Here is a 26,426-nt window from a genome sequence, read left to right on the forward strand (position 1 = left end):
CGGACGAGGGGGTGACCGCTGAGCAGCAGCAGTCACCCCCTCGTCAGCTCCTCATCAGAGCGGCTCAGCCCGCCGCGCGCCGCTCGTGGAGTGTCAGCCCCACCGCCCCGGCCGCCACGGCCACGCCCAGCGCGGCCAGCAGGCGGGCCGCCGAGGAGTGCCCGGTCGGCGCGAGCGCGGCGAGCAGCACCAGGCCCGAGGCCAGGTAGGCGACCGCGACGGCGGTGCGCCCCGGCGGCCGGTGGACGTCGCTGAAGGTGTCCACGTGCAGCAGGTAGGCCAGCAGCAGCGCGGTGTGCGCCGCGGCCGCCCAGGGTGCGGCGGGCGCCACCGCCGCGAGCAGCAGGGCGAGGACGGCCAGCACCGTGTTGCGGTACCGGGCCAGTCGCCGCAGCGCCCGCAGCCGGGGCTGCTCCCGGTCCTCGGGCACCGGCGGTGCGGCCCACCAGGCGAAGCCGGCCCCGACGACGGACAGCCACAGGGCGACTTCCGGGCCGCCCTTGGTGCCCAGCGCCAGCGGGACGGTGCCCGAGACCATCAGCGCGACGCCCAGGCAGCGCGCCGGCAGGTGCTCGGTGAACGCCCGGGCGCGAGGGCTCACCGCCTCCCCGGCCACCGCCTCCCCGGCCATCACGTGATCGGCGGAACTCATCGCTGCCTCCCCTGGATCCGGCTGCGCAGGAGCGGGGCGAGCGCCAGGTCGAGCGCCTCGCCGGGACGGTGGGCGACCACCGGAATGCCGCGGTTGCGCAGCGCGAACCGCATCGCCTCGCGGTCGGCCCGCCACAGTCGCAGCGCCATCCAGCCGATCTCGTCGTCCTGCTCCACCACCGGGTCGCCGACCGGCACCTCCACCACGACCAGCGGGTTGCCCCGGTCGGCGAGGTCGACGAGCACGTTCAGCATCCGCTGGTCGGCCAGCGGCGTGAAGACGTAGACCAGCGCGCCGGAGGGCAGCGCGGTCGGCGGCAGGCGGTTGACCTCGGGCGTGCGGTAGCCGAGGTCGGTACGGACGTCGAGCACGCTCTGCACGATCCGGTAGAAGTGCTGGCTGCCGCTGCCCGCCTGCAGCCAGCGGGTGGTGCCGCCGACCGAGACCACGCCGATCCGGTCGTGCAGGCGCAGGTAGGCGCGGGTCAGCCCGGCGGCGGCGCGCAGCGACTCGTCCAGCGTGGAGGTGCCGGTGGCCGGGTCGCGGAAGTCGCCCAGCGCGTCGAGCAGCATCACGGTGTCCACCGCCCGCTCGGCGCTGAACTGGTTGAGCTGGATGCTGCCGCGCCGGGTGGTCGACGGCCAGTGGATGCGCCGCTGCCGCTCGCCCCAGACGTGCGGGCGCACCCCGTTGACCTCGGCGCCCTCGCCGTGCTGACGGGTGGTGTGCTCGCCGAGCCGCTCCGGCAGCCGCACCGGGATCGGGGTCAGGCCGGCGCTGGTGGGCAGCGGGAAGACCTCCACCTCGCCGAGGTCGACCCGCACGGTGCGCCGGGCCAGGTGACCGGTGTCGTAGACGTCGAGGTCGACGTGGCCGATGGTCCAGCGGCCCCAGCGGGCGGCGGTCAGCTCCAGGGTGACGGTGTCCAGGGTGATCTGCTCGGAGCTGATCGAGACGCCGTGGCCCAGCACGCTGCGCGGGTCGAGCAGCCCGGCCTCGCCGTCGTGGCCGACCCGGATCGTGGCGGTGAGCTGCTCGCCCTCGAAGCAGCGGCGGGACGAGACGCTCGCCTCGGCGTCGATCCGGGTCGGCCGGGTGCGCCCTGGCGCGGCCAGCGCCAGCAGCACGGCCACCCCGGCGGCCGGCGCGAAGAGCCAGGCGTGGCCGGTGACCAGCGCGGCGACCACCGCTGCGACGGCCACCGTGAGCAGCCGCAGGGTCCGTGCGGAGGCCCGCCAGCCGGGCGGCGGCGGGCTGGCCAACTCGCTCATGGCCAGCTGCCACTTGCGGTCCTCGGTCAGCGGCGGCCGGCCCGTGACGATGGCCCGGCTGCTGCCGACGGCCCGTGTCGTGGGGGCGGAGCGGCCCGCCGGCTCGCCCGCCGAGTCGTTCGCGGTGGCCGTACCCGTCGTCATGACCGGGCGGCCTCGGCCGCCGCCTCGCCCTCGGCCGAGGCCGGTGCCGAGGCGCGCGGCACGGTCTGCGGGGTCGGCACCTGCGCCACCAGCGCCGCCAGCACGTCGTCCGACTCGACCTGGCGCACCCACAACTCCGGCTTCAGCGTGACCCGGTGGGCCAGCGCCGGCACCGCCACCGCCTTGACGTCCTCCGGGGTCAGGAAGTCGCGCCCCTCCAAGGCGGCCCGGGCCCGGGCCAGTTGGACCAGCGCCAGGCCGCCGCGCGGCGAGGCGCCGACCTGGATCTGCGGGTGCGAGCGGGTGGCGTCGATCAGTGCGACGACGTACTCGACCAGGTCGTCGGAGACCTCCACCTGCTCCAGCGAGGCCCGCATCGCGAGCAGTTGGGCGGGGTTGGTCAGCGCGGTGAGCACCGCCTCGGGCGCGGCGCGGTCGACCCGGGCCCGCAGCATCCGGGCCTCCAGCTCGGTGGTCAGGTAGCCCATCCGCACCCGCAGCAGGAAGCGGTCGAGCTGCGCCTCGGGCAGCGCGTAGGTGCCCTCGTACTCGATCGGGTTGGCGGTGGCGATCACCACGAACGGGTCGGCCAGTTTGTGCGTGGTGCCGTCGACCGAGACCTGCGACTCGGCCATCGCCTCCAGCAGCGCGGCCTGGGTCTTGGGCGGGGTGCGGTTGATCTCGTCGGCCAGCAGCAGGTTGGTGAAGATCGGTCCGGGACGGAACACCATGTCGCCGCTGCGCTGGTCGTAGAACGGGGCGCCGGAGACGTCCGAGGGCAGCAGGTCGGGGGTGAACTGGATCCGGCGGAAGTCCAGGCCGAGCGTGGTGGCGAAGGAGCGGGCCAGCAGGGTCTTGCCGAGGCCGGGCAGGTCCTCGATCAGGATGTGGCCGCCGGCCAGCACGCCGAGCATGACCAGCTCCAGCGCCTGCGGCTTGCCGACCACGGCGCGCTCGATCTCCGCCAGGACCTCGCGGGCGAGCTTGCCGGCCTGCTGGGGCGTCAGGGTATCGGTGGTCACAGGGTCCTCACAGAAGGGGAAGGGTTCGCGACGGTGGGTGCGGGGGCCGGCCGGGCACCCGGCACGGGGAAGTCGGAAGGGCCGGTACATCAGCTACGTCAGGTACGTCAGCCATGTCAGGTACATCGGGTACGTCAGGTACATCGGGTCCGTCGGGCCGGGGCGTGGGTCACAGCGCCTCCAGGCGGTTGATCAGCATGGCAAGCACCGCCGGCGACAACTCGGTGTCGGCACCCGGGTCCTCGGGGTCGAGCCAGGGCCAGACCTCGGGGCCGAGCAGGGCCGCGGCCCGGCGCGGTTCGGCGAAGAACGAGATGCTGTGCCGCTCGGTGAGCCGGGCGGCGTACAGCTCCCGCAGCCGGGGCCGCAGCGGGTGCGGGAAGTCCTTGCCGTTCAGGCCGTTGCGCACGGTCCAGTGCCAGTCGGCCAGGCTCGGGTCCCGGCTGACCATCAGCCGCTGGCGCCGCCGGAAGCCGCCGTCCTCGCTGTCGGCGCCGGCCACGTGGCGGGCCAGCAGCAGGGCGGAGCCGCCCAGCAGGACGACCCCGGCGGCCAGCCCGGGCACGCCACCGACCAGGCCGAACAGCAGGAGCGCGATCGGCGTCAGCTGGCCGAGCACGACCAGGGTGTGCCGCACTGAGCCGAGCCTCGGTGCGGGCTTCGGGTCCCCGGCTGCCCGGGCTTCGGCCCGCCCACCGGTGGCCGGGTCGCGGTCGGCCCTACGGGCGGCTTGGCGCTCGGCCTTGCGCTCGGCCTTGCGTTCGGCCTTCAGGCCGGCCCGGCTGCGCGTGATGCTCTCGTGCTCCGGAGACTGCGGGCTCATCGGGACTGCACCCCCGTCGACTGCGATTCGGATCCGTCCGCCGCTGCCGCCGCCCGGGCCGCGGCGGCCTCGGCCTCCGCGGCCGCCCGCTCGGCGATCCGCCCCGCGAGCTGTCCGGCGATCGCGTCCAGGGCGGCGCCGGCCCGCTCCAGGTGGCTCTGGTCCATCGGGTGACGGGAGAACCGGGCCTCGTGGAAGAGCGTGGTGAGCGCGGTGGCGTCCGAGCCGCGCAGCGTCCCGGCGGCCGCCGCCCGCTCCAGCAGGTCGGTGGGGCTGTCCGAGATCTCCCGCTCGACGCCCGAGGCGGCCAGTGACTCCTCCATCGCCAGGTAGCAGGCGATCACGGCGGTGCGCGCGTCGTCGCCGTGCAGCAGAGCCCGCCGCGCCTCGCCGACCGCCTCGGCCAGTTCACGCTCGATGGTGCGCACCCGGCGCCTGGTGGGCGCCGTCTCGGCCTTGGGCACCCGGCGCAGCTGGCGCCAGGCCAGCCAGAGCAGGACGAGCAGCCCGACCAGGGCGGCGATCAGCACGATGTAGACCAGCAGACCGAGCGAGGGGGTGCCGCCGCTGCGCGGCTCCGGTGCGGGCGTCGGGCCCTGACGCGGCGGGCGGCCCGTCGTGACCTGCGGCTGCGGGTGCAGCACGCTCGCCGCGCGGTAGACCAGCAGCAGGGCGACCGGCAGCAGCAGCCCCACCAGCGGGAGCAGCCGCAGCGCCGCCTCCTTCAGCCGTTCGGCGCGCGGCGGCAGGTCCGTCAGGTGCTGGACCTGGCCGCGGAAGTGCCGGTAGGTGCGTTCGATCAGGAACATCCAGGCGAGGCCGAGCACGATCACCAGGCCGAGCTCGCCGCTGAGCGGCGCGTGGGTGCTGCCCTGCAGCAGGCTGCCGCTCGGGCGCAGTTCCAGGGCCGCGAAGCCCAGGCCCGCCACCGCGATGACGGCCAGGGTCTGGCGCAGCCGGGCGGTGCTCGGTTCTGGACGCTCCGGGTGTTCCCGGCCGTCCGAACCATGCGGTGCTCTCATGGTCGTGCTCCCCCCGTACGGGTCCGTCCGCATACCGGTGACGGCCCGCTAGCAGTGCAGCTTGGCACAGTGGTCCAGACATTGTCAGCACTCGCAGGACCGCGCCCTCCACCGGGGGTGCCCAACTGCCCGAAAGGGCCGGTGGCGGCCGCGCGGGCCGCCCCGCGGCGGGCACGAAACGGGCAGGTCAGCCTGCGTGGATGCTGTCCAGCACGTCCAGCCGCGAGGCCCGCCGGGCCGGCCAGAGGGCGGCCAGCAGGCCGACCACCGCGGCGGCCGCGACGAAGCCGAGCATCGGCAGCGGCGGCACCACCGTGGTCAGGTCCTTGAAGCTGCCGGCGATGGTCCGGTTGCCGGCCCACCCGGTCAGGATCCCGAGCCCCACCCCGAGCAGCCCGCCGAGCAGCGCGATCAGCAGCGACTCCAGGCGCACCATCCGGCGCACCCCGCGCCGGTCGAGCCCGACCGCGCGCAGCATGCCGATCTCCCTGCGCCGTTCGAAGACGGCCATCGCCATCGTGTTCACCACGCCCAGCACCGCGATCACCACGGACATGCCGAGCAGCCCGTACATGATGTTCAAGGCCGCGCTCAGCATCTGTCGGTTCTCCTTCTTCAGATCGGCCTGGTCCTTGATCGAGATGAGCGGGTTGCCGCCGGTCGCGTCCTGCAGTGCCTGCCTGAGCGCGGGATCGGCCCCGTGCGCGCCCTTGACCAGCACCCGGTCCGGGCCCTGCCCCGCGCTGTGCGGGGCGAGCAGCGCGTCGGGGGCGAGCAGGCCGTTCACCACCGAGTTGTCGGCCACGATCCCGCCGACGGTGAACGTCCCGGTGCTGCCGTCGGGGTAGCTCCCGGTGAACGAATCGCCCACCGACAGGCGCTCGCCCGCCGCGGTGCTGCGGTCGACCAGCAGCTGACCCTTCGTCAGGGCGTCGAGTGAGCCGGCGACCTGGGTGAGGGTCGCCAAGGCGCCGATGGCGTCCGGGTTCACGCCGGTGATCCAGCGGTCCTGGTCGCCGACCGCCACCGGCACCTGGCGCAGCACGCTGCTCGCGCTCACCCCGGGCGTGGCCGCGATCTGCGAGGCCACCTCGGGCGCGAGCTGGGCGTAGTTCTGCATGGCCACCGCGTAGTCGGCCTTCAGGTCGGTGCCGGCCGCCCGGTCGACGGCGCGGTTCACCGAGGCGCCGACCACGGTCAGCGCGGTGATCAGGGTGACCCCGATGGTCAGCGCGGAGGCGGTGGCGGCGGTGCGGCGCGGGTTGCGCAGCGCGTTCTCCCGGGCCAGCTTGGCGGGGCTGCCGTAGATCCGCTGGAGCAGCGGGGCGAGCAGCGCGATCAGCGGGCGGGAGAGCAGCGGGGTGAGGATGAAGACCCCGATCAGCAGCGCCCCGGCGCCCAGGCCCACGGTGTCGGTGTCATGGCTGCCCGCGCCGAGCACCAGCAGTCCGCTGCCGGCCGCCCCGATCAGGGCGCCGATGGTGTTGCGGATCAGCAGGCTCTTCTGGGTGGCCGGCTGGTCGCCGTTGCTCATCGCGGCCACCGGGGCGATCCGGGCGGCGCGGCGGGCCGGCAGCCAGGCGGCCAGCACGGTGACCAGCACGCCGACCAGCAGGACGCTCGCCACCGTGCTCGCCGTGACGATCAGCGGGCCGTCGGGCAGATCGGCCTGCCCCGGGCCGTTCAGGATCGCGCGCAGCCCGGCCGCGATGCCGACCCCGGCCGCCAGCCCGCCGGTGGCCGCCAGCAGGCCGACCAGCAGCGCCTCGACCAGCACCGAGCGGGTGATCTGCTTGCGGCTGGCGCCGATCGCGCGCAGCAGCGCCAGCTCCTTGGTGCGCTGGGCGACCAGCATGCTGAAGGTGTTGGCGATGATGAAGACGCCCACGAAGAGCGAGATGCCGGCGAAGACCAGCAGCGAGGCGCTCAGCCCCTTGGTGCTCTCGGTGATCTGGCGGTCCTGCTCGGCGGCCAGTGCGGCGCCGGTCTGCGCGGTGAAGTCGCCGCCGCTGGGCAGCAGTTGCCGGACCTGGTCGAGCAGCTTCCGGTCGTCGGTGCCGGGCTTGGCGCGCACGTCGATCTGGTTGAACTGGCCCTGCGTCAGGTAGAGGTGCTGCGCGGTCGCGGTGTCGAAGGCGGCCAGCGAGCCACCCGCGGTGATCCGCGGGTCGTTGACGTGCAGCAGGCCGGTGAGCTTGAGCCGCATCACCGGGCCGTTGACGGCCACCCGCACCGTGTCGCCGACCCGGTAGCCGCCCTTCTGCGCGGTCCTGGTGTCCAGCGCCAGCTCGTCGGGGTGCTGCGGGCCGCGGCCCTCGGCGAGCGGGTAGCGGGCGTCCTGGCCGCCCGCGTCCGGCAGGTAGTTGGTGCCGGTGGTCGAGAAGCCGTCGCCGATCAGCGCGCCCCTGTGGTCGGCGATGCCGGCGAAGCCGCTGACCACGCCGCGGGCCTCGGCGACGCCGGAGAGCGCGGCGATCGCCTGCCGGGTCTGCTCGGTGAGGTGGCTGGTGGTGGCCTTCTGCAGGCCGTGGGCGTAGCCGTTGCTGACCGCGCGGTCGTCACTGACCGAGACGGCGATGCCGGTGAAGCTCTTGGCGTTCCGCGACTTCAGCGCGCTGCCGAGGGTGTCGGTGAAGACCAGGGTGCCGGAGACGAAGGCCGTGCCGAGCAGCACGGCGAGGACGGTCATCAGCAGGCGGGCCTTGTGGGCCAGGACGTTGCGCAGGGCGGTGCGGTACATGGGGTGCGGGGCTCCCGGTCTTCCTCGGTGCGGCCGGTGGGCTTCCTCGGTGGAGGCTCAGGGGGGCGGTCAGGTGGTCCGGCCGGCGCCCTCGAAGCGGCGCATCCGGTCCAGCACGGTGGCCGGGGTCGGCAGTGACAGCTCGTCCACGATCCGGCCGTCGGCCAGGAAGACCACCCGGTCCGCGTAGCCGGCCGCCATCGGATCGTGGGTCACCATCACCACGGTCTGGCCCAGCTCGCGCACCGAGTTCTGCAGGAAGCCGAGGATCTCGGCACCGGAGCGGGAGTCCAGGTTGCCGGTCGGCTCGTCGGCGAAGACGATCGCCGGCCGCCCGGCCAGCGCCCGGGCGCAGGCCACCCGCTGCTGCTGGCCGCCGGAGAGCTGGCTCGGCCGGTGCGACAGCCGCCCGGACAGGCCCACCGTCCCGATCACCCGGTCCAGCCAGGCCTGGTCGACCTTGCGCCCGGCGATGTCCATCGGCAGGGTGATGTTCTGCAGCGCGGTCAGCTGCGGCAGCAGGTTGAAGGCCTGGAAGACGAAGCCGAGCTGGTCCCGGCGCAGCCGGGTCAGGGCCCGGTCGGACAGGCCCACCAGCTCGGTGTCGCCGATCCGCGCGGAGCCGGCGGTGGCGTAGTCCAGACCGGCCATGCAGTGCATCAGGGTCGACTTGCCGGAGCCGGAGGGGCCCATGATCGCGGTGAACTCGCCGGGCCGGAAGGAGACGCTGACCTCGTCCAGCGCCACCACCCGGGTCGCGCCGGAACCGTAGACCTTGGTCAGCCCGGTCGCGGTGGCGGCGGATCTGACGGGGGCGAGGGTCATGGGCATGGTGAGGGCTCCCGGGGACGGACAGGCTCGTGCAGGTTCGGTCCCATCCTGGTGGCGCCCGAGGGCCGATCTGTCGCTCCGTCGAACGGTTGCCCGATCCCCGGCCGGAGGGGCGGCGGGGGCGGTTCTCCTCCTCAGGTATGACAACACCCTGAAATGCCGCCGCGACCGCAACCGGAAGGCCTTGCCAATCCGTCAGTAACCGGAAGTCCCCGCCGCCCGCCGCCGGGCCCCGGGAAGCTGTGGGCCCAGGGAAGCTGTGGGCCCAGGGTCCCGGGTGTCAGGCGATCGCCACCCCGCGCCCGGTCGCCAGCCCCGCCAGCCCGCCGGGCACCGGGCGCACCGCCGCCTCGAAGAGCCACCCGCCGCCCGGCCCGGTGCGCCGGAAGGCGCCCAGCTCCAGCGCGCTCTCCGCGATCCCGCTGGTGCCCTCGGCCCAGCGATGCAGCTCCAGCTCCGAGGCGCGATCGGCGACCACCAGCGCCAGACCGTGCAGGTAGCCCAGCGGCAGCGCCGGCCCCGGGTCCTCCTCGGTGGAGACGGCGACGGCCACCTCCGTCACCTCGGGGCCCACCCGGTCCAGCGCCAAGGACAGCGTCGCGGTGCGCAGTCGGTCGCCCGCGGCGGTGCTCGCCGAGCCGAGCCGGACCACCCCGCCCGGATCGGCGGGGTTGTTGAAGAAGACGAAGTGCTCGTCGCTCAGCACCCGGCCGCCCGCGCAGAGGAAGGCCGAGACGTCCAGCTCGACCGGATCACCGGCCACCGTGTGGGACTGCCACTCGACCCGCAGCCGGACCTCGCCCGCCCCGGCTCCCGACCGTTCGTCCGCCGACTGCCCGGCCACCGGGGCCGACGGCGCCGGGCCGAGCCGTCCGCGCAGCCCCTGCTCGGCCAGCAGCTCGACCAGCTCGGGCCCGTTCACCAGCGACAGCGGCTTGTTCTCGATGTAGTCGTAGCTGCCGCGCCCGAAGTGCGCCGTGGTCACCAGGATGCCCTTGATCGCGCCGTGGTGGCGCACCGTGCTGTCCAGGTCCCGCACCGCGGTGGGGGAGACCGTCGAGCGGTAGCGCTTGGCCTGGATGACGATCTTGCCGCCGGTCACCGGGTCGGGGTCGACGGCCACCACGTCCACGCCCTCGTCCCCGCTGCGCGCGGTGGTCGCCACCCGGTAGCCACGCGCCCGGAACAGCTCGGCGATCAGCTCCTCGAAGGCGATCGGGTCCATGCTGAACAGGTCCGGGTCGTCCTCGCCGTGACCCAGCACCCGGGCGCCCACCTCGTGCGGCCGCCGCTCCTCGCGCACCTCGGCCAGCCGCTCGGGGCGGGCCGACAGCCGCCCGCCCAGGCCCTCCAGGCACTCCACCGGCGCCACCCGGTCCAGCGCGATCACCCCGAACGCGGCACGGGCGGCGCCCACCGCCACCAGCACCCGGCCGGTCTCCCGCCCGGTCGCCGGATCCACGCCCTGCACCAGGCCGTTCAGCGCCACCGAGTCGACCAGGCCGCGGTGATCGGCCCGGAACAGCTCGTCCAGCACCCGCAGCGCGCCGCGCGCCAGCACCTCGCGGTAGATCCGCTTGCGCTCGGCCGCCGCCCTGGCCACCGGGGCCTGCCGGTCGTCCGTCTTCACGTACCGCACCCGGCTGTGCTCGGGCACCACGTCGAAGCCGGGCAGCTCCCACTCGACCACCAGCTGACGCTGCGTCGCATCCCAGGCCAGGCTGAGCCGGCGCGGAAAACCCTCGGGCCAGCCGGCCGATCCGTACAGCGCCGCGCTGAAGTACTCGCGCACCGCCTCGTCCTCGCCGCGGCCCAGCCGCTCGGCCAGCTCCCGGGTGCGGGCGATCCGCTCGGTGTCCTGCCGGCGGTGCTCGGCCGCCCACTCGTCGAAGCCGCGCTGGTACTCCGTCAGCTGCCGCACCCGCTCCCGCTCGGCGGCCTGCGCCTGGTGCCAGTCCCGCTCGTACTGCGCCTGCGCCTGCGCGCGCTGCTCCTCGTAGCGGCGGCGCTGCAGCAGCCCGCCCTGGGCCGGCACCTGGTAGCGCGCCGGATCCGGCATCGGGACCGGCACCCCGAGCCGCCCCGGATCGAAGGCGGCCGGCAGCGCGGCGGGCGCCAGCAGCGGATCGAGACTGAACGCGGGGCGGCCCAGGCCTACCCGCAGCAGGCCGTCCAGCTCGGCCACCCGCTCGTCGAGCCGCGCGCTCAGCTCGGCGGCCTCGGCCTCCCGGCTCTGCTGGTACGCCTTCTGCGCCTCCCGCTCCCCGCGCGCGGCGGCCAGCGAAGCGGCCCTGGCGGCCTGCGCCGCCTGCCGCTGCGCCGCCGCCTGCGCCCGCTCCTGGGCCTGCCTGCGCCGCTGCTCCTGCCGCTGCGCCTCCGCCCAGACCGAGAGCACCCCGCCGCCCGCTCGCCTTGCCACGTCCACCCCTTCACCCTGCCGCCGACTTGCGCAGAGATACCTTAGGCGCTTCCCGGTCGGCCTCAGGCGGTGTCAGAGATACCGTAGGCGGCATGCGGCAGCGCCGCGGTGGGTTCACCGGCCGCCGAGCAGGAACTCCCGGTTCAGCGTGGCGATCGCGTTCAGCCCGATGCCCTTGGGGCAGGCGGTGGCGCACTCGCCGGTGTTGGTGCAGCCGCCGAACCCCTCCTCGTCCATCGCCCCCACCAGCGCCCGCGCCCGGCTGCGCCGCTCCGGCGCGCCCTGCGGCAGCACGTTGAGGTGCACCACCTTGGCCGAGGTGAAGAGCATCGCCGACCCGTTGGGGCAGGCCGCCACGCACGCGCCGCAGCCGATGCACTCGGCGTGCTCGAAGGCGAGATCGGCCGTTTCCTTGGGCACCGGGGTGGCGTGTGCCTCGGGGGCGCTGCCGGTGGGCGCGGTGATGTAGCCGCCCGCGCCGATGATCCGGTCGAACGCCGAGCGGTCCACCACCAGGTCCTTGACGACCGGGAAGGCCGCCGAGCGCCACGGTTCGACGTCGATCACGTCGCCGTCCTGGAAGTGCCGCATGTGCAGCTGGCAGGTGGTGGTCCGCTCCGGGCCGTGCGCCTGGCCGTTGATCACCATGCCGCAGGCGCCGCAGATGCCCTCGCGGCAGTCGTGGTCGAAGGCCACCGGCTCCTCGCCGCGCGGGATCAGCTCCTCGTTGAGGGTGTCCAGCATCTCCAGGAACGACATGTCCGGGCTGATCCCGGTGACCTGGTAGGTGGTCAGCGCGCCGGGCGCCTCCGGTCCGGCCTGCCGCCAGATCCGCAGGGTGAGGTTCATGCGTAACTCCGCTGGGTGGGGTGGACCTCGGTGAAGGTCAGTTCTTCGCGGTGCAGCACCGGTGCGCCGCCGTCGGTGTACTCCCAGGCGGCCACGTAGCCGAACTCCTCGTCCTTGCGGGCCGCTTCACCGCCCGGGGTCTGGCTCTCGGTGCGGAAGTGACCGCCGCAGGACTCGGTGCGGTGCAGCGCGTCCAGGCACATCAGTTCGGCCAGCTCGAAGTAGTCGACCAGCCGGTTGGCCTTCTCCAGTGTCTGGTTGAGCTCCTCGCCGGTGCCCGGCACGGCGAGCCGGCGCCAGAACTCCGCGCGCAGCTCGGGGATCCTGGCGAGCGCCCGGCGCAGCCCGGCCTCGTCGCGGGCCATCCCGCACTCGTCCCAGAGCAGTTGGCCCAGTTCGCGGTGGAAGGACTCCGGGCTGCGGTCGCCGTCCACGGCCAGCAGCCGCTTCAGCCGGTCCGTCACCTCGGCGATCACCGTGGTGACCTCCGGGTGGTCGGCGGCCACCGGGGTGCTCGGCGCCTGGGCGAGGTAGTCGGCCAGGGTGGCCGGCAGCACGAAGTAGCCGTCGGCCAGCCCCTGCATCAGGGCGCTGGCCCCCAGCCGGTTGGCGCCGTGGTCGGAGAAGTTGGCCTCGCCGATCGCGAACAGGCCCGGCACGGTGGTCTGCAGGTCGTAGTCGACCCACAGCCCGCCCATCGTGTAGTGGATCGCGGGGTAGATCCGCATCGGCACCCGGTACGGGTCCTCGGCGGTGATCCGCTGGTACATCTCGAAGAGGTTGCCGTACTTGGCCTCGACGGCCGCCCGCCCCAGCCGGGCGATCGCGTCGGCGAAGTCCAGGTAGACGCCCTGCCCGCCGGGCCCCACCCCGCGGCCCTCGTCACAGACGTTCTTCGCGGCCCGGGAGGCGATGTCGCGCGGCACCAGGTTGCCGAAGGCGGGGTAGATCCGCTCCAGGTAGTAGTCCCGCTCGGCCTCGGGGATCAGCTCCGGCGATCGGGTGTCGCCGGCGGTCCTGGGCACCCAGATCCGCCCGTCGTTGCGCAGCGACTCGCTCATCAGGGTGAGCTTGGCCTGGTGCTCGCCCGAGCGCGGGATGCAGGTCGGATGGATCTGGGTGAAGCAGGGGTTGGCGAAGTACGCGCCGCGCCGGTGCGCGCGCCAGATCGCGGTGGCGTTGGAGTTCTTGGCGTTGGTGGACAGGTGGAAGACGTTGCCGTAGCCGCCGGTGGCCAGCACCACGGCGTCGGCCAGGTGGGCGCTGACCGCGCCGGTCACCAGGTCGCGGGCCACGATGCCGCGGGCCCGGCCGTCGATCACCAGCAGGTCGAGCAGCTCGGTGCGCGGGTGCATCTCCACGTTCCCCGCCGCGATCTGCCGCGACAGCGCCTGGTAGGCGCCGAGCAGCAGTTGCTGTCCGGTCTGGCCGCGGGCGTAGAAGGTGCGGGACACCTGGACGCCGCCGAACGAGCGGGTGTCGAGCAGCCCGCCGTACTCGCGGGCGAACGGCACCCCCTGGGCCACGCACTGGTCGATGATCTGCACCGAGACCTCGGCCAGCCGGTGCACGTTGGACTCCCGGGCCCGGAAGTCGCCGCCCTTGACGGTGTCGTAGAAGAGCCGGCGCACCGAGTCGCCGTCGTTGCGGTAGTTCTTGGCCGCGTTGATGCCGCCCTGCGCGGCGATCGAGTGGGCCCGCCTGGGGGAGTCCTGGAAGCAGAACTGCACCACGTGGTAGCCCGCTTCGGCCAGGGTTGCGCCGGCCGAGCCGCCCGCCAGGCCGGTGCCCACCACGATCACGGTGCGCCCGCGCCGGTTGGCCGGGTTGACCAGCCTGGCCTCGAACCGGCGCCGGTCCCAGCGTCCGGCGATCGGGCCGTCCGGCGCCGTGGCGTCGGCGATCGGCGCGCCGATCGTGAAGTCGGAGTAGTCGGTGGGCAGTTCGGAGGTCATCGGACGATTCCCGTCATCACGGCGAGCGGCACGGAGAGGAAGCCGGCGGTCAGCACCAGCGCCAGCAGGTTCGCGGTGAGCTTCAACGCCCGGTCGCGGCGCGGGTTGTTGACGCCCAGCGTCTGTGCGGCGCTCCAGAAGCCGTGCCGCACGTGCAGGCCGACGGCCAGCATCGCCACGCAGTAGATCCCGCCGTCGTACCAGGTGCGGAAGGCACCCACCACGTTCTGGTACGGGTGCCCGGGGTCGGCCACCGGGTTCACGGTCAGGGTGGTCAGGTCCAGGATGTGCCAGACGATGAAGAGCGCCAGGATCACCCCGCCCCAGCGCATGGTCCGCGTCGCGTAGCCGGCCCGCGCCCTGGTGCGCCGGTAGCCGGTCGGCCGGGCGGCCAGATCGCGCCGGCTCAGCTGGTAGGCGGCCACCCCGTGCACCACCACGGCGAGCACCAGGCCGGTCCGGGCGATCCACAGGAACCACGCGTGGCCGAGGAAGGGCTGGCCGATGGTGCGCAGCCAGGCCGCGTAGCCGTTGAGGTCGCCGGCCCCGAAGAAGATCTTCAGATTGCCCAGCATGTGGAGGACCAGATAGGTCAGCATCGCCACACCGCTGACCGCCATCGCGGCCTTCTTGCCGATGGTCGAACCCCAGAGCACCGCCAGGGTGGACCGTTTCCGCGTCGACTCGCGGGGTCGCGCTCCCGTTGTCACTGCCATGGCGAGAACGTTAGGAACCGCAGTGGTGATCCGTCCAAGACATCTTCCGGCTCGCCACCATAGGCAGCGGCTATGATGGCTGCTGTGCAGTTCCACCAGCTCCGCTACTTCGTGGCCGTCGCCGAACTGCGGCACTTCACCAGGGCCGCTGAGCAGACCCGGGTCGCCCAGCCCTCGCTCTCCCAGCAGATCCGTTCGCTGGAGCGGGAGTTGGGTGCCGAGCTGTTCCACCGCGCGCGCGGCAACATCGCGCTCACCGACGCGGGTGCGGCGCTGCTGCCGCTGGCCCGGCGCATCCTGGCCGACGCCGAGAGCGCCCGGCTCGCTGTCCAGGAGACGGTGCAGCTGCGGCGCGGCCGGGTCCGGCTCGGTGCCCCGCCGAGCCTGTGCACCAGCCTGGTCCCCGACGTGCTGCGCGTCTACCGCTCCCGGCACCCGGGCGTCGAGCTGGTCGTACGCGAGGACGGTTCACGCGACCTGGTCCGCACGCTGACGGCCGGCGAACTGGACCTGGCGTTGATCATCACACCGCAGGCCGGCGAGGCGCCCGGACTCGCGGTCACCGAACTGCTCTACGAGGACCTGGTGCTGGTCTCGGCCACCCCGACGAGGCGTCGCCAGGCCCGGATCGAGGACCTGCGCGGCCGGCCGCTGGTGATGTTCCGGGAGGGCTACGACGTGCGCGAGGCCACCCTGGCGGCCTGCCGGGCAGCCGGCTTCGAACCTGAATTCGCCGTGGCGGGCGGGGAGATGGATGCCGTGCTCGGCTTCGTCCGAGCCGGCCTCGGACCCGCGGTGCTGCCCGGCATGGTGGCCGCCCGCAGCGGCCTGAGCGTCACCCCGTTCGCCGGCCCGGGCCTGGGCCGGGTGATCGCGCTGGCCAGCGGTGCCGAACTGCCGCTCAGCCGCGCGGCCGCGGCGCTGCGCGACGTGCTGCTCGATCACCTGGCCCAGGCCGGGCGAGTGGGGGCACTGCCGCCCGGCACCCGGCTGCTCGGCCCGGACTGACCTGACTGACCGGCCTGTCCGGACTGTCCGGCCGTCGCCCGGCCCGAATCGCCAGGTCCGGCCCACCTCGTCTGACGGTGTGTCAGCTGGGCGCCTCGGGTGACGCGACACCACCGGCTCGCCGTGCGAGGCGTGTCAGGCGGGCGCCGCAGCCCTGGGCGCGCCACAGTGGCAGCGGACAGGGTCAGGTGCGTGCAAGCCTCGAACGCCCACCCGTATCCTGGCCTACCAGCACGGACACCGGTGCGCGGGACTCGCTCCACCCGCCCCGGGCGCCGTCCCGCTCCGCCCCGCCGAAGCTTTACCCAGTCTTCTCCGAAAGCCCGCATTCCCCGCCACGAACCGGACGGTTCTCAATGACAGTACTTCCCGTGCAGAACGCCGATGTACCGCCGCAGGACCGCTCGGCCGGTCCCGCGGCCGACCGGGCGCCGGACCTCCGTGCGGACCTGCTCCGGTACGCCGAACTAGGCGGCTTCACACTCGCCGCCGACACCCATGCCTGGTACGCCGCGGCCGGCACCGTGACCAACCCCGAGGAGGCCAGGGCCGCCTCCACCGTGCTGGCCGAGGTACGCGGCGGCGACCTGGCCGTCCTGCAGGAGGCCGCCACGCGGCTGGCCGCCGAGGCGGCGCTGCGCGAACCGACGACCCTCGCCGAGGTGCTCACCCTGCTCGCGCTGCTGAGCCGGGTCCAGGAGACCGCCGCCACGTTGCGCTCGGGCGCCTACGGGGCGGACCTGGACGCGCTCGCCGCGGCCACCGCGAACGGCAGCTGGCGCAAGGAGCGCGGGCTGAAGATCTCCTGGGGCCGGCGCCGCAAGCTGCGGGCCGAGGCCAAGCGGCTGGCCGTCGCCGACCGCCCGCGCCGGGAGTCACTGCATGCCGCGCTGGTGGCGGCCGCCGCCGAGCGCGCCGAATGGCAGGCGCTCGCCCCGGCCGCCGGCACCACCGCCCGCCCGGTCGACGCCGAACTGCTGGAGGTCACCGGGCAGGCCGCCGAAACCCTGGCCGGCGCGCTGCGCGGGCTGGGACGGCTGCTGGCCGACCGCGAGCTGACCGGCCTGCCGTTCGAGGAACTGGCCGCGCTGGTCGACGCGCTGGCCGCCGACGAGGGCACCCTCTACCGCCTGCCCGAACTGCGTACCCTGCGTGCCGGGCTGGAGGCGGGCGCGCTCGGCGAGTTGCTCACCGAGCTCGCGGCCGCCCGGGCCGACCGCCCCGCCGCGCTGCTCGCCTACGAGCGCGCCACCGGGGAGGCGGAGGCCGAGGAGACGGCTGCGTTCGAGGCCGAGTTCGAGGCCGAGAGCGCGGTGGACGCCGAGGATGTCGAGGACGTCGAGGACGTCGTGACCGAGGCCGAGGCGGGGGAGGTGGCCGTCCCGCACATCACCATCCCGTCCCCGTCCCCGGAGCCGGCCGCCGAGACCATCGCCCGCACCGAGGAGCCGGTGGCCGAGGAGTCGGTGGTCGAGGAGTCGGTCGTCGAGGAAGCGGTCATCGAGGAGTCGGCTGCTGAGGAGCCGCTGGCCGAGGAGGGGGTCTCCGAAGAGCCTGCCGCCGAGGAGCTGGTGGTCGAGGAGGTGGCCATCGAGGCCGTCGAGGCGGTGGCCGAGACGCTGGTCGAGGAGCCCGTCGTCGAGGACGCCGAGGCCGAGGCCGTTGTGACCGAGGTCGCGGATGTCGAGGCCTCGCTCGTCGAGGAGTCGGCTGCTGAGGAGCCGGTCGTCGAGGAGCCCGCCACGGCGGAGCCGGTCGCCGAGGCCCCCGCCGCCGAGGAACTCCCCGCCCAGCCCGAGTCGGAGCTCACCCCCGAGCCCGAGCTGGAGGTCACTCCCGAGCCCGAGCCCGCCCCCGAGCCCGTCGCTGCCGCGGAGCCCGAGTCGGAGCCCGAGCCGGAGTCGGAGCCCGCCCCCAAGCGGGTGCGCCGGCCGAAGAAGCCCGACCTCGCCCCCGGCCGCCCGATCACCGCCTACTCCGCCGAGGAGCTGCTGGCCCTGGTCCGCTGGATCGACGGCGACTACGTCCAGCGCACCGACGACGAACTGCTGCGCGCCACCATGAAGGAGCTGGGGTTCGCCCGGCTCGGCCCGCGGATCAAGGAGGCGCTGAGCGTCGCCGTCGCCGCGGCCCGTCCCACCGACTGACCCACCGGCGGCCCCACCGCCACCCGGCGCACAACCGGCCCGGCCCGAGCGAGTCACTCGCTCGGGCCGGGCCGTTTCCGTCACTTCACCCCGTGCCTCAGCAACTGCGCAGCTCCGGTGTCTGGTTGAGCAGCTGGGCGCGCATCGAGACGAACGCCCGGTACTCCGCGCCCTGCTCCGCGCCGACCGGGAAGACCGCCACCCGGTGGCAGTTCATGAACGCCAGTCGCACGCCGAAGTGCCGCTCCAGGCTGCCCCGGATCGAGTCGCTGGCCATCGCGCGCAGCAGCTGCCCGCGCTCGGCGTCCGACGGCGGCTCCACCTGGTTGTCCGCGAATGCGACGCCGCCGGCGGCCAGTTCGAGGCTGAGCTGCTCGACCATGCCGTAGGCGTAGGGGAGCGAGTCGCGGACGGTGGCGACGAAGTCGGCTTCGGCCACCTCCCCGGCCTCGGCCTGGGCGAGCAGTTCGGGCGAGACGGTGAGAGACATGCGGTGGGGCTCCGTTCAGGACGCGGACGAGGGACCACTGAGTGAAATGAAATCCATTTCCATCAAGGATCGTGGCTTACCGCTGACGCCGTGTCAACCGACGACGCCGTGTCAACCGACGCCCCGAGCGCTCCGCCGTCCCGCGACGGCCGGGCCGGTGGCCGGGCCGCTCGCCGACCGACGACGAACGGCCCGGGCACGGCGGAGGACCGCCGTGCCCGGGCCGTGGCATCGCCTACGGCGGTACCGCCTACGGCAGCGGCACCGAGGAGAGTGACGACGGCGGCGTGCCCTGCAGCGCGCCGCTCATCGCGTCCCGCCAGACCGGCCCGGCCAGGGTGCCGCCGAAGGCCTGGTCGACGTACTTCCCGCCGATCCGCTGCCCGTCCAGCGAGGTCGGGTTATCGGTGTCGGTGACCACCGTGGCGCCCGACAGCTCGGGCGTGTAGCCGACGAACCAGACCTGCTGGCTGTCGTTGGTGGTACCGGTCTTGCCGGCGCTGTCCCGGTCGGTCAGGCCGGCGGGGCTGCCGGTGCCGTCCTGCACCACGCCCTTGAGCATCGTGGTGATCTCGTCCGCGGTGGTCGTCGACATCGCCTGGGTGCACTGGCTCTGCGGCACGTTCAGCGGCTTGCCGTCGGGGCCGGTGACGCTGGTGATCGCGGTCGGCGTGCAGTAGGTGCCGTGCGCGGCGAAGGTCGCGTAGACGTTCGCCATCTCCAGCGGGGTCAGGTCGTTGCTGCCGAGCGCCATCGAGGGCACCACGCTGAGCTTCTCGCCGCCGGCCTGCTGGGTGATGCCGAGCTTGTTGGTCATCTGCGCCACGCTGCACAGCCCGGCGTCCGCCTCCAGCGAGGCGAAGTAGGTGTTCACCGACTGGGCCATGGCCGGGGCCATGGTGAACGGGCCGACCAGCGAGGTGGCGTCGTTGTGCACGATGCTGGCGCTGGTGGACTTGTACTTGCCGCCGTCGCAGTCCGTCATGGCGGGCCACTGCATGCTGTACGGCGAGGGGTAGGACTGCGAGGGGTTGATGCCGTTCTCCAGCGCGGCCGCCGCCACGATCGGCTTGAAGGTCGAGCCGGTCGGGAACCCGATGCCGCCGCCCATCGACTTGGGGACGTTGTAGTTGATCTGGGTCTGGTTGGCGTTCACGCCGTACGGGCGGCTCTGGCCCATCGCGATGATCTTCCCGGTGCCCGGCTGGACCACCGTCATCGCGGTCGCCGCCTTGTCGGTGGCGTAGACGTGGCTGGTCACCGAGGCCTGCAGGGCGGTCTGCGCCTTGGGGTCCAGCGTGGTGTGGATCTGCAGGCCGCCGCGCTTCCACAGCGCCGCCCGGTCCGCCGAGCTGGCACCGAACGCCGGGTCGTTGAGCACCTGGTTCTTCACGTAGTCGCAGAAGAAGCCCTCGCCCTGCTGGGCGGTGATGCAGCCCTGGTTGGGCCGGCTGACGTTCAGCGTGACGGGGGTGGCGATCGCCTGGTCGGCCTGGGCCTGGGTGATCGTGCCGTACTGCGCCATCTTCTTCAGGACGGTGTCCCGGCGCTCCTTGGCGGCCTTGGGGTTGACGACCGGGTCGTACCCGCTGGGCGACTGCACCAGGCCGGCCAGCAGCGCGGCCTGCGGCAGGCTGAGGTCCTTGGCGTCGACGCTGAAGTAGCGCTGGGCGGCCGCCTGAATCCCGTAGGCCTGCTCACCGAAGAAGGTGATGTTGAGGTAGTTGGTCAGGATCTGGTCCTTGGTCAGGGTCTGCTCGACCTTGATCGCGTACTTCATCTCCTTGACCTTGCGGCCCACGTCCTGCGCCTGCGCCGCCTGGACGGCCGCCGAGTCGTTGCCGGCCTCCTCGACGAAGACGTTCTTCACGTACTGCTGGGTGAGCGTGGACGCACCCTGGGTGCCGCCGCCCGAGGCGTTGCTGCTCAGCGCCCGCAGCACGCCCTTCACGTCGATCGCGCCGTGCTGGTAGAAGCGGTTGTCCTCGATGTCCACCAGCGCGGACTTCATCAGCGGGGATATCTGGTCGCTCGGGACCACCGTGCGGTCGCGGTCGAAGACGGTGGCGATCACCCCGCCGTTGGCGTCGTAGATCGTGGACGCCTGGGAGAGCGCGGGCGTGGTGAAGTCGTCGGGCAGGCTGTTGAAGTCCCCGACGGCACTCTTGGCGCCCAGCCCGACCCCACCGACGGCGGGCAGCGCGAGCCCCGCGGTGAGTGCGCCGGCCACCACACTGACACCGAGGAAGGTGGCGGTGAGCTTGGTCTTGTGGACGAACGAGCCCGAATGCGACGAAGACATGCAGGGAAGCCTAAACAGTAAAAATGAGTAAATCGGACCAATCGGCGAGCGGGATCTGTCACAAGCCTGCGACAATCGCGTGCTCACGATCGGTGGGACAGCCGGTCCGTTCGTGCTCGCAGTGCTGCGGCGCAGGTCACCGGCCCCCTCCGCGCACGCCGACGCCGCCGCCCCTGGGCCAGGGCCCGGGGCGGCGGCGTCGGGAGGGGACGGCGGCTGGTCGACGTCAGGGGAGCACGCGCTCGACGGCGGCCGCGCCGTCCCGTTCCATGGCCTGGCGCGCCTTCTCGATCAGCGCCGGGGTCGGGTCCTGGCCGGAGGCCATCACCAGGTCCTCCGGGTCGATCGGATGCTCGGATCCGGTGTGCAGCAGGTGGTCGGGGGTGGGCGACTCGCTGTCGATGGGCTCGGACATGAATGCCTCCGTTGCTCGGGGCGTGGTCGGCCGGATGGCCCTGCTCTCACGAGTGTGGAACCGAAGCGGCCTCTCGCGCACCTTTGAGAGGGAACAAATCGGTACGAACTTCGTGAAGAGTTCGCCCCCTTGGCCCCCTCGAAGGCGCCCCGGCCGCGGCGGCGTGCTTAGTCTGCGGTCATGACCAGCCACGATGTGACGTCCCGAGTCGGGGCGCGTTCCCGGGAGCAGGTTGAGAGCGCGCTCGCGCGCCTGGAGTACATCGGCGACACCCCCTTCGAGCCCTCGCACGCCCGCGAGGGAGCCCTGGACGGCTACCGCTGGGCGCTCGGCCGAGGCCGGCTCGCCCCGGTCACCGCGAGTGTCGCCAGCGGGCCCGAGGGCCCCTGCCCGGCGCAGCTCGGCGCCGAGCAGCAGGCCGCCCAGGTGCGCCACCTGGACCTGCGCCTGGACGCCGAGGTGCGCGAGTACGCACGCGGGGTGCACGACGCGATCGCCTGGGTCTCCGGGCGCAGCGACGTCCAGCCGTAGGCAGGTCAGTCCAGGCCGAGGTGCCGCCTGAGGAACTCCAGCTGGTGCGCGAGCAGCTGCGGGAAGAGCGGTGAGGCCATGGCGGCGTGGCTCACCCCGCTGAGCGGCAGCACCTCGTGCGGCCGCCCGGCCGCCAGCAGGGTGCTGGACAGCCGCAGGGTGTTGGCGATGAACACGTTGTCGTCGGCCAGCCCGTGGATCAGCAGCAGCGGACGGCTCAGCTTCGGCGCCTCCGCGAGCAGCGAGCACGCCTCGTAGCGCTCCGGATGCTCCCGGGGGTCGCCCAGGAACCGCTCGCGCCAGTGCGTGTCGTAGAGCTCTTGGTCGCCGACCGGGGCGCCGGCCACCGCGGCGTGGAAGACGTCGGGGCGGCGCAGCACCGCCAGGGCGGCCAGGCCCCCGCTGAACGACCAGCCCCGGATGCCGACCCGCCCCAGGTCCAGCAGCCCCGGGTGCCGCCGGTGGACCTCGTGCAGGGCGTCCACCTGGTCGGTGAGGACCGGGCCCAGGGTGTCGCCGTGGATCTCCCGCTCCCAGGCCGGGCCGCGCCCGGTCACCCCGGCGCCGTCGGTGACCAGCACCGCGAAGCCCTGCTCGGCGAACCACTGCGATGTCAGCGTGTGCCCGGACTGCTGGGCGAGCACCTTCTGCATGGCCGGGCCCGCGTAGGGGTCGAGCAGCACCGGCAGTGCGGCGTCGCCCGTCCGGTGCCAGGAGGGCAGGTAGAGCATGGTGCGCAGCTCGCGCGGTCCGACCGCCTCCGCCAGGACACGCAGCGCCAGCACCGGGGTCTCGACGGACGAGGCGATCGGCACGGTGGGCCGCCCTGGGCGCCGCACGCTGGTGCGCGGGCCGGCCAGGTCGAGGGTGCGGGCGGTGTGCACCAGGGTGCCGCCGCTGAGCCGGCCGGTGTGCACGCCGGGCTCGGCGCTCAGCTGCTCGGTGCCGCGCTCCGGGTGGTAGGACCACAGGTGGATCTCGGTCGGCTCGGTGCCGGCGGTGAAGAGCACCGTGTCGCCGTCGGTGCCGAGCACCGCGCGCAGCTGGAGGCCGGGTCCGGTGACCGGGGTGTCGGCCACCGTCAGGCGCCGGGTGTCCGCTTCGTCGAGGTGGCCGAGCAGCGCGCCGCCGCCGGTGCGCGCGGGCAGGCCGTCGACCAGCTGGACCCAGTGCTCGTCGCGCTGCTCGTGCAGCACGGTGGTGGTGCCGTCGGCGGGGTCGATCGCCAGCACCCGTACGGTGCGCTGGTCGCGGGTCTGCACGGCGGCGAACGGGCCGTGCGCGTCCCAGCCGGCGGCCGGCAGGTACTCGAAGGCGCTCCGGTCCCAGTGGACCTCGCGCCGGGCGCCGTCCAGCTCGGTGAGCCAGAGGGTGACCTCGGCGTTGCGGCTGCCGGCCGCCGGGTAGCGCATGGCGCGCGGCGGGCGGTCCGGGTTGGCGGGGTCGGAGAGGTACCAGACCAGCACCTCGGCCGCGTCGACCCGGGCGACCAGCAGCCGCTCGCCGTCGGGGGCCCACCAGTAGCCGCGGTCGCGGTTCATCGACTCGGCGGCGACGTGCTCGGGCGCGCCGAAGGTCACCTCGGGCCCGTCCGGGGCGGCCAGCGCCCGGTCCCCGGTGCCGTCGGCGCCGATCACGCGCAGGGTGCCGCCGCTCAGGTAGGCGATCCGGCGCCCGGTGGGGTCGGGGCGCGGGTCGACCACCGCGCCCTCGGCGGGCAGCCGGCGGGCGGCGCCGGTGCCGGTGTCCACCGTCCACAGGCTGCCGGAGAGGGCGAAGACGGCCAGCGAGGCCGCGGTGTCCGTGACGTAGGAGGCGATGCCGCCGGTGTGCCGGCGGCTGCGCTCGCGTCGGGTCCGCTCCTCCTCCGAGAGCTGCTCGGGGGCGCCGCCGAGCAGCTCGGCGGGGTCGACCAGCAGGCGCTCGTCCCCGGAGTCGAGGTCCAGCGCCCACAGGCAGTTGACCGGGTCGTCCCCGGCTCGACTGCGCAGGAAGAGCACGGTGGTGCCGTCGGGGCTCACGGTGGCCTGATCGACGGCGCCGAAGGTGAATCCACGGGTCCGGGACAGCTGGTGGGGCAGCGAGATCATCGGCATGCCGACACTCTCGCATCCGGCGCACGGCCCGCGGCGGCCGGGTCCGGCGCCGGTGCGCGAACGCGACGGTCCGTCAGCTCGGCAGTCCCGGACCGGTGGTGAGCGTGCCGAGGGCCGCGTCCAGGGCCTGGCGGGCGGCCGGGTCCAGGCCGGCGGTCAGCTCCTCGTCCAGCTCCCGGGCGATGGCGGCGCAGCGGGTCAGCAACTCCTGGCCGGTGTCGGTCAGCACCAGCTGCTGACGTCGCCGGTCGCTCTGGTCGCGCAGGCGTCGCACGGCGCCCAGCACCTCCAGCCGGTCGGCCACCGTGACCACCAGGCTGGGGGCCACGCCCAGGCGCCGGGCCACCGTCAGCTGGGCCGTGGGGCCGTCGGACTGGAGCAGGCCGAGCAGGGCGACGTCCTTGGGCTTGAGGCGCAGCGATCCGATCCGTTCGGTGAAGCGGGCGCCGGCGAGGGCGCCGAGAAGGCCGAGCCGGTAGGTGGTGGTGGCGGTCAGCGGCACCGGGTCAGCGGCATTCATAGCGGGAACGGTAGCAGCGGGGGAACCGTTCGCCGGCGGAACGGTTGTGTCGGGTGCCGGGCCGGTGGGCTGGTCCCTGTTCGCCCCAGGGGTCGCACAGGACGGCCAATCTGTCCATCCGGGGTGCGCCGACGGCCCGGCAGGGCCAGTCTGAGCACATGGGCGGAGTCGAGCGGCCACACAGGGTGACCGAAGTCGATCCGCCCAGAACACTGGAGATCTCACCCTGGAGCTGACCCGATGACCTCGGACCTGACACCGCACCAGCTCACCGCCGCCCGGCCGCCGATCGCGATCGACTACCACCCGATCGACGGCCCTGCCCAGCAGTTGCTGGTCAGCGGTGAGCAGCTGCATGCCGACGCCTGCCTCTACTGCGGCACCGATCAGCAGCAGCTGCACACGGCCGGGCACGCCTACACCCACAGCGGCGGCCTCGCCTGGGTGGTGGTCGCCTGCGCCGCCCACCTCGCGCTCGGCCGCGCCGAAGTGCAGGCGGCCCAGGCCGCCCAGGCGAACGCGGCGGGCGCCGTGCCCGCCGGCGGCGCGGATCGCGGGGCGCCACCCGGGCCGGACGGGGTGACGCGGGCGAGCTGAGGGTCTGTCGAGGTCCTGCTCCGGGGTCGGAGCAGGACCTGTCCTATGCCCCCCTGCTGGGTCAGACCGGGTCAGGCCGGCTCAGGCCGGCTCAGACCGGTTCAGACCGGTTCAGACCGGGTCAGGCCGGGGAGCCGAAGTCCTGGGTCCACCAGGGGCCGCCGGTGCCGTAGTGGATGCCGATGCCGATCTCCTTGAAGGAGCAGTTGAGGATGTTGGCCCGGTGGCCCGAGCTGTTCATCCAACTGTCCATCACCGAGGACGCGCTGGCCTGACCGCGGGCGATGTTCTCGCCCCAGGTGCTCCACTGGTAGCCGGCCGCGTCGATCCGCTGCTGCGGTCCGGCGCCGTCCGGGTTGGTGTGGTCGAAGAACTGACGGGCCGCCATGTCGTCGGACTGGCCCTGGGCGGCCGCCTGCAGCTTGTTGTTCTCGGCGAGTGGGCCGCAACCGTTCTGCGCGCGCTGGGTGTTGACCAGGCTGAGCACCTGTTGGACGTCGTTGCCCGCGCGCTGGGCGGCGGCGGGCGTGGCCGGAGCGGTGGCGGACTGGGGCGGCGCCGCCTGGACGGCCGAGGGCGCGGCGGACGGCGACTGCGACGGGGCGGGCGACTGGGGCCCGGCCGTCGAGGGGGACGGGGAGGGCGAGGTCGCGGGCGCCACGCCGGGCACCGCGTCCAGCACCGCGCTGCCCGGGATCGTCAGGGCGGCGGGCTCGGCGGTGCTCCTGGGCGAGGCGCCCGTCGAGGTGGCGGTCTGCGGCCCCGGCCGCAGACCGTCCCAGACCAGGCCGGCCGCCACCAGGGCGGCCAGCGCCCCGAGGGCCAGCACCGTCAGGCGCCGACGCCCGCGCGGGCCCGCGGTCCGGCGCCGGCCGCCGCCGGGTCGGTGCCGCGAGCCGTGGCCCGCGGCGTGCTGCTGGGGGCCGGCGGACCGGGACGTCCGGCCGTTGCCGCCGTTGTTGCCGCTGCCGCTGCCGCTGCCGCTGCCGCTGCCGCTGCCGCTGCCGCTGCCGCTGCCGCTGCCGTGGGCGGTGCCGGTGGCGCTCGCCGTGGGCCGGGCGTGCAGGCGGCGGGGGAGCGGCAGCAGGGCCAGCCCGGCCAGCAGCCCCTCGGCCGGGACCAGGTCGTTCGCCCGCCCCTGGCAGGTGGCGCAGTCGCGTGCGTGGCGGGCGATCCGCTTGCGCCACAGCGTCCCCGGCTGCCCGTCCCAGTCGGCGGTGAGCGCGGCCAGCTCGGGGCAGGCGGGGCCGGCGGCCAGCGCCCGGACCACCACCCGGGCGGTGTCCAGACGCTCCTTGGCCCGTTGCACCCGCACGGCCGCGTGCTGCGGGGCCAGCTCCAGTGCGGCCGCCAGCTCGGCGCGGCTCAGCTCGCCCGCGGCCTCCTGCCACCACAGCGCCAGCAGCTCGCGCTCGGCCGGCTCCAGCCAGCGGGTGGCCTCGGCGACCTCGCGGCGCTGGCCGGACAGGCCCAGCCGGACGATCGTCAGGGAGACGAAGTCGCCGGCCGGATCGGCGATCTCGCGCGCCTCGTCGAGCCCGCCGCCGGTCTGGGCGGTCCGGGCGGTCTGCTGGGCGCGGTGCCGGTCGCGCACCTGGTTCATCGCGATCGCCACCAGCCAGGACCGGAAGGCGCCCGGCTCGCGCAGCTCGGGCAGGCCGTCCACCGCGCGCAGCATGGTCTCCTGGACCACGTCGTCGGTGTCCGGATGCCCGTTGAGCGCGCGCCCCACGATGTTGTAGACGAGCGGCAGGTGCCCGGAGAGCAGCTCCTGACGGGCACGCTCGTCGCCGGTCCGTGCCCGGTCCACCACGTCCTCGTCCACTGCCCTGTCCACCGTGCCCAGCCTCTTTCGTCAATCGACCTGTCCACCTTG

The 26,426-nt window shown here is 74.0% G+C and carries 21 protein-coding genes; 4 read left to right on the forward strand and 17 right to left on the reverse strand.

Features of this window, described 5'->3' with window-relative positions; translation table 11 throughout:
• Positions 1-64 precede the first annotated feature (64 nt).
• From ACFZB9_RS17040 to ACFZB9_RS17090, 11 genes are all read right to left on the reverse strand, one after another.
• On the reverse strand, positions 65-652 hold the full coding sequence (locus ACFZB9_RS17040; protein ID WP_391447833.1) for a hypothetical protein: 588 nt from the start codon (positions 650-652) through the stop codon (positions 65-67).
• The gene (locus ACFZB9_RS17045) at positions 649-2,067 is read right to left on the reverse strand and encodes a DUF58 domain-containing protein (RefSeq protein ID WP_391447835.1); all 1,419 of its coding nucleotides are present in this window, start codon (positions 2,065-2,067) and stop codon (positions 649-651) included. Before ACFZB9_RS17045 ends, ACFZB9_RS17040 begins: the two co-directional genes overlap by 4 nt.
• Positions 2,064-3,089, reverse strand: a complete 1,026-nt coding sequence (locus ACFZB9_RS17050; RefSeq protein WP_391447837.1) for an AAA family ATPase — start codon at positions 3,087-3,089, stop codon at positions 2,064-2,066. Before ACFZB9_RS17050 ends, ACFZB9_RS17045 begins: the two co-directional genes overlap by 4 nt.
• A gap of 169 nt (positions 3,090-3,258) precedes the next feature.
• Positions 3,259-3,912 carry a hypothetical protein gene (locus ACFZB9_RS17055; RefSeq protein ID WP_391447838.1) on the reverse strand — a complete coding sequence of 218 codons (654 nt, stop codon included), beginning with the start codon at positions 3,910-3,912 and terminating at the stop codon, positions 3,259-3,261.
• Positions 3,909-4,934 (reverse strand): DUF4129 domain-containing protein, encoded by a 1,026-nt coding sequence (locus tag ACFZB9_RS17060; RefSeq protein WP_391447840.1) that lies wholly within the window; start codon positions 4,932-4,934, stop codon positions 3,909-3,911. Before ACFZB9_RS17060 ends, ACFZB9_RS17055 begins: the two co-directional genes overlap by 4 nt.
• A 187-nt stretch (positions 4,935-5,121) precedes the next feature.
• Complete coding sequence (locus ACFZB9_RS17065; RefSeq protein ID WP_391447842.1) at positions 5,122-7,674, reverse strand: ABC transporter permease; 2,553 nt, start codon at positions 7,672-7,674, stop codon at positions 5,122-5,124.
• A gap of 69 nt (positions 7,675-7,743) precedes the next feature.
• Positions 7,744-8,505, reverse strand: coding sequence for an ABC transporter ATP-binding protein (locus ACFZB9_RS17070; protein ID WP_391447844.1), 762 nt, complete (start codon positions 8,503-8,505; stop codon positions 7,744-7,746).
• A 280-nt stretch (positions 8,506-8,785) separates the two neighbouring features.
• Positions 8,786-10,924 carry a restriction endonuclease gene (locus tag ACFZB9_RS17075; RefSeq protein ID WP_391447845.1) on the reverse strand — a complete coding sequence of 713 codons (2,139 nt, stop codon included), beginning with the start codon at positions 10,922-10,924 and terminating at the stop codon, positions 8,786-8,788.
• Between the two features lie 114 nt (positions 10,925-11,038).
• Entirely contained in the window at positions 11,039-11,773 is a 735-nt protein-coding gene (locus ACFZB9_RS17080; RefSeq protein WP_391447847.1) for a succinate dehydrogenase/fumarate reductase iron-sulfur subunit, read from the reverse strand.
• The gene (locus ACFZB9_RS17085) at positions 11,770-13,728 is read right to left on the reverse strand and encodes a fumarate reductase/succinate dehydrogenase flavoprotein subunit (RefSeq protein ID WP_391447848.1); all 1,959 of its coding nucleotides are present in this window, start codon (positions 13,726-13,728) and stop codon (positions 11,770-11,772) included. The genes ACFZB9_RS17080 and ACFZB9_RS17085 overlap by 4 nt, the downstream gene beginning before the upstream one ends.
• The gene (locus tag ACFZB9_RS17090; RefSeq protein WP_391447849.1) at positions 13,725-14,444 is read right to left on the reverse strand and encodes a succinate dehydrogenase cytochrome b subunit; all 720 of its coding nucleotides are present in this window, start codon (positions 14,442-14,444) and stop codon (positions 13,725-13,727) included. Before ACFZB9_RS17090 ends, ACFZB9_RS17085 begins: the two co-directional genes overlap by 4 nt.
• A gap of 84 nt (positions 14,445-14,528) precedes the next feature.
• On the opposite strand from ACFZB9_RS17090, the gene ACFZB9_RS17095 reads away from it, so the two are divergent.
• The gene (locus tag ACFZB9_RS17095; RefSeq protein WP_391447850.1) at positions 14,529-15,452 is read left to right on the forward strand and encodes a LysR family transcriptional regulator; all 924 of its coding nucleotides are present in this window, start codon (positions 14,529-14,531) and stop codon (positions 15,450-15,452) included.
• Positions 15,453-15,823: 371 nt separating this feature from the next.
• Positions 15,824-17,599, forward strand: coding sequence for a hypothetical protein (locus ACFZB9_RS17100; RefSeq protein ID WP_391447852.1), 1,776 nt, complete (start codon positions 15,824-15,826; stop codon positions 17,597-17,599).
• A gap of 97 nt (positions 17,600-17,696) precedes the next feature.
• On the opposite strand, the gene ACFZB9_RS17105 is transcribed toward ACFZB9_RS17100, so the two are convergent.
• The 3 genes from ACFZB9_RS17105 to ACFZB9_RS17115 all read right to left on the reverse strand — a co-directional run bounded on the left by ACFZB9_RS17105 (position 17,697) and on the right by ACFZB9_RS17115 (position 20,806).
• Complete coding sequence (locus ACFZB9_RS17105; RefSeq protein WP_391447854.1) at positions 17,697-18,089, reverse strand: SCO5389 family protein; 393 nt, start codon at positions 18,087-18,089, stop codon at positions 17,697-17,699.
• Positions 18,090-18,339: 250 nt separating this feature from the next.
• Positions 18,340-20,391: a transglycosylase domain-containing protein gene (locus ACFZB9_RS17110; protein WP_391447856.1), complete on the reverse strand. Its 2,052-nt coding sequence runs from the start codon at positions 20,389-20,391 to the stop codon at positions 18,340-18,342.
• Between the two features lie 226 nt (positions 20,392-20,617).
• Entirely contained in the window at positions 20,618-20,806 is a 189-nt protein-coding gene (locus ACFZB9_RS17115) for a hypothetical protein (RefSeq protein ID WP_391447857.1), read from the reverse strand.
• Positions 20,807-20,986: 180 nt separating this feature from the next.
• Here ACFZB9_RS17115 and ACFZB9_RS17120 point away from each other — a divergent pair, with 180 nt between their 5' ends.
• Positions 20,987-21,337 (forward strand): hypothetical protein, encoded by a 351-nt coding sequence (locus ACFZB9_RS17120; RefSeq protein ID WP_327066076.1) that lies wholly within the window; start codon positions 20,987-20,989, stop codon positions 21,335-21,337.
• A 5-nt stretch (positions 21,338-21,342) separates the two neighbouring features.
• On the opposite strand, the gene ACFZB9_RS17125 is transcribed toward ACFZB9_RS17120, so the two are convergent.
• Positions 21,343-23,433: a prolyl oligopeptidase family serine peptidase gene (locus ACFZB9_RS17125; RefSeq protein ID WP_391447859.1), complete on the reverse strand. Its 2,091-nt coding sequence runs from the start codon at positions 23,431-23,433 to the stop codon at positions 21,343-21,345.
• A 73-nt stretch (positions 23,434-23,506) separates the two neighbouring features.
• Positions 23,507-23,953 carry a MarR family winged helix-turn-helix transcriptional regulator gene (locus tag ACFZB9_RS17130; RefSeq protein ID WP_391447861.1) on the reverse strand — a complete coding sequence of 149 codons (447 nt, stop codon included), beginning with the start codon at positions 23,951-23,953 and terminating at the stop codon, positions 23,507-23,509.
• Between the two features lie 240 nt (positions 23,954-24,193).
• Between ACFZB9_RS17130 and ACFZB9_RS17135 the strand changes: the two genes are divergently transcribed.
• Complete coding sequence (locus ACFZB9_RS17135) at positions 24,194-24,550, forward strand: hypothetical protein (RefSeq protein ID WP_391447862.1); 357 nt, start codon at positions 24,194-24,196, stop codon at positions 24,548-24,550.
• Positions 24,551-24,671: 121 nt separating this feature from the next.
• Here ACFZB9_RS17135 and ACFZB9_RS17140 read toward each other — a convergent pair whose 3' ends face one another.
• Complete coding sequence (locus ACFZB9_RS17140; protein ID WP_391447864.1) at positions 24,672-26,387, reverse strand: sigma-70 family RNA polymerase sigma factor; 1,716 nt, start codon at positions 26,385-26,387, stop codon at positions 24,672-24,674.
• Positions 26,388-26,426 lie beyond the last annotated feature (39 nt).

The organism is Kitasatospora sp. NPDC008050, from assembly GCF_042957465.1.
Lineage (GTDB): Bacteria > Actinomycetota > Actinomycetes > Streptomycetales > Streptomycetaceae > Kitasatospora.

Excerpts from the sequence above, each read along its gene's own strand:
- ACFZB9_RS17040 (WP_391447833.1), bottom strand. The coding sequence starts at position 652 with ATGAGTTCCGCCGATCACGTGATGGCCGGGGAGGCGGTGGCCGGGGAG.
- ACFZB9_RS17045 (WP_391447835.1), bottom strand. The coding sequence starts at position 2,067 with ATGACGACGGGTACGGCCACCGCGAACGACTCGGCGGGCGAGCCGGCG.
- ACFZB9_RS17055 (WP_391447838.1), bottom strand. The coding sequence starts at position 3,912 with ATGAGCCCGCAGTCTCCGGAGCACGAGAGCATCACGCGCAGCCGGGCC.
- ACFZB9_RS17060 (WP_391447840.1), bottom strand. The coding sequence starts at position 4,934 with ATGAGAGCACCGCATGGTTCGGACGGCCGGGAACACCCGGAGCGTCCA.
- ACFZB9_RS17065 (WP_391447842.1), bottom strand. The coding sequence starts at position 7,674 with ATGTACCGCACCGCCCTGCGCAACGTCCTGGCCCACAAGGCCCGCCTG.
- ACFZB9_RS17070 (WP_391447844.1), bottom strand. The coding sequence starts at position 8,505 with ATGCCCATGACCCTCGCCCCCGTCAGATCCGCCGCCACCGCGACCGGG.
- ACFZB9_RS17080 (WP_391447847.1), bottom strand. The coding sequence starts at position 11,773 with ATGAACCTCACCCTGCGGATCTGGCGGCAGGCCGGACCGGAGGCGCCC.
- ACFZB9_RS17085 (WP_391447848.1), bottom strand. The coding sequence starts at position 13,728 with ATGACCTCCGAACTGCCCACCGACTACTCCGACTTCACGATCGGCGCG.
- ACFZB9_RS17090 (WP_391447849.1), bottom strand. The coding sequence starts at position 14,444 with ATGGCAGTGACAACGGGAGCGCGACCCCGCGAGTCGACGCGGAAACGG.
- ACFZB9_RS17105 (WP_391447854.1), bottom strand. The coding sequence starts at position 18,089 with ATGTCTCTCACCGTCTCGCCCGAACTGCTCGCCCAGGCCGAGGCCGGG.
- ACFZB9_RS17110 (WP_391447856.1), bottom strand. The coding sequence starts at position 20,391 with ATGTCTTCGTCGCATTCGGGCTCGTTCGTCCACAAGACCAAGCTCACC.
- ACFZB9_RS17115 (WP_391447857.1), bottom strand. The coding sequence starts at position 20,806 with ATGTCCGAGCCCATCGACAGCGAGTCGCCCACCCCCGACCACCTGCTG.
- ACFZB9_RS17120 (WP_327066076.1), top strand. The coding sequence starts at position 20,987 with ATGACCAGCCACGATGTGACGTCCCGAGTCGGGGCGCGTTCCCGGGAG.
- ACFZB9_RS17125 (WP_391447859.1), bottom strand. The coding sequence starts at position 23,433 with ATGCCGATGATCTCGCTGCCCCACCAGCTGTCCCGGACCCGTGGATTC.
- ACFZB9_RS17130 (WP_391447861.1), bottom strand. The coding sequence starts at position 23,953 with ATGAATGCCGCTGACCCGGTGCCGCTGACCGCCACCACCACCTACCGG.
- ACFZB9_RS17135 (WP_391447862.1), top strand. The coding sequence starts at position 24,194 with ATGACCTCGGACCTGACACCGCACCAGCTCACCGCCGCCCGGCCGCCG.